A 3,115-nucleotide genomic window follows, 5' to 3' on the forward strand; every position below is an offset into this window, starting at 1 on the left:
GCCACCCAGTTTTTTACAGGTACTGACCGGTGTTCGCCACCGTGTCGATGGAGCGTCCGGTGTCCGCGCCCTGCTTGCCGGTGATGAGCGTACGGATGTACACGATCCGTTCGCCCTTCTTTCCGGAGATCCGGGCCCAGTCGTCGGGGTTGGTGGTGTTGGGGAGGTCCTCGTTCTCCTTGAACTCGTCCACGCATGCCTGGAGGAGGTGGGAGACGCGGATGCCCTTCTGCTTGTGGTCGAGGAAGTCCTTGATCGCCATCTTCTTGGCCCGGCCCACGATGTTCTCGATCATGGCGCCGGAGTTGAAGTCCTTGAAGTAGAGGACTTCCTTGTCACCGTTTGCGTAGGTGACTTCCAGGAAGCGGTTCTCCTCGGATTCCGTGTACATGTGTTCCACGGCCGTCTGGATCATGCTCTGGACCGTGGCCACCTTGTCGCCGCCGTGCTCCCCCACGTCCTCGGGGTGCAGCGGGAGACGGTCGGTGAGGTACTTCTGGAAGATGTCCTTGGCCGATTCGGCGTCCGGACGTTCGATCTTGATCTTCACGTCGAGGCGGCCGGGGCGCAGGATGGCGGGGTCGATCATGTCCTCGCGGTTGGAGGCGCCGATCACGACCACGTTCTGCAGGCCTTCCACGCCGTCGATCTCGGCGAGCAGCTGCGGGACGATGGTGTTCTCCACGTCCGAGCTGACGCCGGATCCGCGGGTGCGGAAGAGGGATTCCATCTCGTCGAAGAAGACGATGACGGGGGTGCCCTCGCTGGCCTTCTCCCTTGCACGCTGGAAGACGAGGCGGATCTGCCGCTCGGTCTCGCCGACGTACTTGTTGAGGAGTTCGGGACCCTTGATGTTGAGGAAGAAGCTCTTGCCCTGGGCCTGGCCGGTGACTTCGGCGACCTTTTTGGCCAGCGAGTTGGCGACGGCCTTGGCGATGAGCGTCTTTCCGCATCCGGGGGGCCCGTAGAGCAGGACGCCCTTGGGCGGCCTGAGTTCGTGCTCCTTGAAGAGGTCGGGGTGAAGGTACGGGAGTTCGACCGCGTCGCGGATCATCTCGATCTGGTTGCCCAGGCCGCCGATCTGCTCGTAGCCGATGTCGGGTACTTCTTCGAGGACGAGTTCCTCGACCTCGCTCTTCGGTACGACTTCGTAGACGTAGCCGGAGCGGGGTTCGAGCAGGAGAGCGTCGCCGGGGCGGATGACGACGTCCAGGAGGGGTTCGGCGAGCCGTACCACCCGTTCCTCGTCGGTGTGCCCCTGTACCAGGGCGCGCTCGCCGTCCTCAAGGATCTCCTTGAGGGTGACGATGTCGCCGACGCTCTCGTACTCCATGGCCTCGACCACGTTGAGAGCTTCGTTGAGCATCACTTCCTGGCCGCGCCGGAGCTCTTCGAGCTCGACGCTGGGGCTGACGTTCACGCGGAGTTTGCGGCCTCCGGTGAAGATGTCGGCCGTGCCGTCCTCGTTGGCTTCCAGGAAGACACCGAAGCCGGCCGGGGGCTGTGCCAGCCTGTCGACCTCTTCCTTGAGGGCCACGATCTGGTCGCGGGCCTCTCGGAGTGTGTTGGCGAGCCGCTCGTTCTGTGCGGACACGCCGGCCAGGTTGGTCTGCAGTTCGACGATCCGCTCTTCGAGAATCCTCGTGTGTCGCGGAGAGTCGGCGAGCTTGCGCCGCAGGACGGCGATCTCCTGCTCAAGGTAGGCAACCTGCCCGGACGGGTCGTCGGACCCTCGTCCCGGGCGGATGCCGCGGTTCATGTCGTCGTCGTGGGCTGCCACGGTCCTCACCTCCTCCAAGGGGAGCTGGACGCTTCCAGACCCTACCTGGGTGGGTGTCGATTGAAACCCCTAGATCACAAAGACTGTCGAGGTGTGTCCGATCTTCACCCTTGCGCTCTCCCTCACGCCAGGGGAATACCCACAGAACATGATTGGGAAGCGGCCGGAGGTAGGGTCGAAGTGTTCAACACCCGTCAGAGCTGGGCCGACTTGCCGTCGGATTGTCCTGCTCGGGACAGAAACGGCAGGAGACATGACCGTGCGGGAAGAGGCAGTCGTCGGCGGTGAGGCGTTGGAGGTCTGGATCGATCAGGACCTGTGCACTGGGGACGGGATCTGTGTCCAGTACGCCCCTGAGGTCTTCGAGCTGGACATCGACGGGCTTGCGTATGTGAAGAGTCCCGGGGACGAGTTGCTGCAGGCCCCGGGGGCGACGACGCCGGTTCCGCTGCCCTTGCTGACGGATGTCGTGGACTCCGCGAAGGAGTGTCCGGGCGACTGTATTCACGTACGTCGAGTTTCGGACAGGGTCGAGGTTTTCGGACCGGACGCGGAGTAATCGTCCAACCACTCCGCGCCACCGATGGCTGAAATTCGTACGCCCGCCGCTGTCTGGTTTCTCACCTGCCGCGTGTTCACATGCTCTGTGCGCCGGCGGGTGTCGAGCGGAGGAACGCGCCGTTCTTCCACTGCCACTTGGCTCGCTCGTCGACGTCGGGGCAGCAGCGGGGGACGTCGAGGGACGAGTAGCCGAGGAGCGTGGCCGTGACGGCGCCGTCGTGGACGGTGAGGTCGGTGACGGTGAGGCGGCTCTTGGGGTCGACGAGGGTCGCGACGAGGCGCGGCTGCTTCGCGTCGGCGGCCTGGGTGAGGACGTACACGCCGTTGGGCGGGGTTCCGGAGCCGGCGTCGCAGCGGACGGAGGCGACCGTTTCGGGTCTGCCGTCGCCGTCGAGGTCTCCGCTGGCCTTGTTCTGTACGAGGACCGGCAGCGGGCCGCACTGGAGGGGGAAGGCGACTCCGGTGGGGTCGGGGGGTGCCGCGCCCACCGCGGAATGTCCTGCGGGGCCGGCTGCCTGGGCCGCTGTGGCGGAGCCGGGCTGGAAGGCCGAGGAGAGGGCGACGACGCCGGCGAGGGCGGTGGCCGTCGCGAGCCAGTGGATGGGGCGGGTGTGGGTGTGTGCCAGTTCCGGGACGGCGGATTGCTGCACTCGGAGTGTCTCCCGTGGAGGGCTGTGCCGGTGGGGTGTCCCGCATAGTGCCACACGTCACAGTGCGGGGGAACGGCGGGGCGGGTGGTGTTCGGTGTCAGCGATGGCGCCGCTGTGTCGTCAA

3 protein-coding genes are annotated in these 3,115 nt (G+C 65.7%); 1 reads left to right on the forward strand and 2 read right to left on the reverse strand.

Going from position 1 to position 3,115, the window contains the following annotated elements; all coding sequences use genetic code 11:
* Positions 1–13 precede the first annotated feature (13 nt).
* Positions 14–1,780 carry a proteasome ATPase gene (arc, locus tag STRTUCAR8_RS16185; protein ID WP_006376864.1) on the reverse strand — a complete coding sequence of 589 codons (1,767 nt, stop codon included), beginning with the start codon at positions 1,778–1,780 and terminating at the stop codon, positions 14–16.
* A 253-nt stretch (positions 1,781–2,033) separates the two neighbouring features.
* Here arc and STRTUCAR8_RS16190 point away from each other — a divergent pair, with 253 nt between their 5' ends.
* A complete protein-coding gene (locus STRTUCAR8_RS16190) occupies positions 2,034–2,339 on the forward strand; it encodes a ferredoxin (protein WP_044472302.1) in 306 nt (101 codons plus the stop codon).
* Between the two features lie 76 nt (positions 2,340–2,415).
* Here the strand turns inward: STRTUCAR8_RS16190 and STRTUCAR8_RS16195 are convergent, their stop codons facing one another.
* Positions 2,416–2,991 carry a hypothetical protein gene (locus STRTUCAR8_RS16195; protein WP_006376863.1) on the reverse strand — a complete coding sequence of 192 codons (576 nt, stop codon included), beginning with the start codon at positions 2,989–2,991 and terminating at the stop codon, positions 2,416–2,418.
* Positions 2,992–3,115: the final 124 nt, after the last annotated feature.

The sequence above is a fragment of the Streptomyces turgidiscabies Car8 genome (assembly GCF_000331005.1).
In the GTDB taxonomy this organism is placed as follows: Bacteria; Actinomycetota; Actinomycetes; order Streptomycetales; family Streptomycetaceae; genus Streptomyces; species Streptomyces turgidiscabies.

Coding starts and splice junctions, on each gene's coding strand:
- STRTUCAR8_RS16190 (WP_044472302.1), top strand. CDS start 2,034: ATGACCGTGCGGGAAGAGGCAGTCGTCGGCGGTGAGGCGTTGGAGGTC.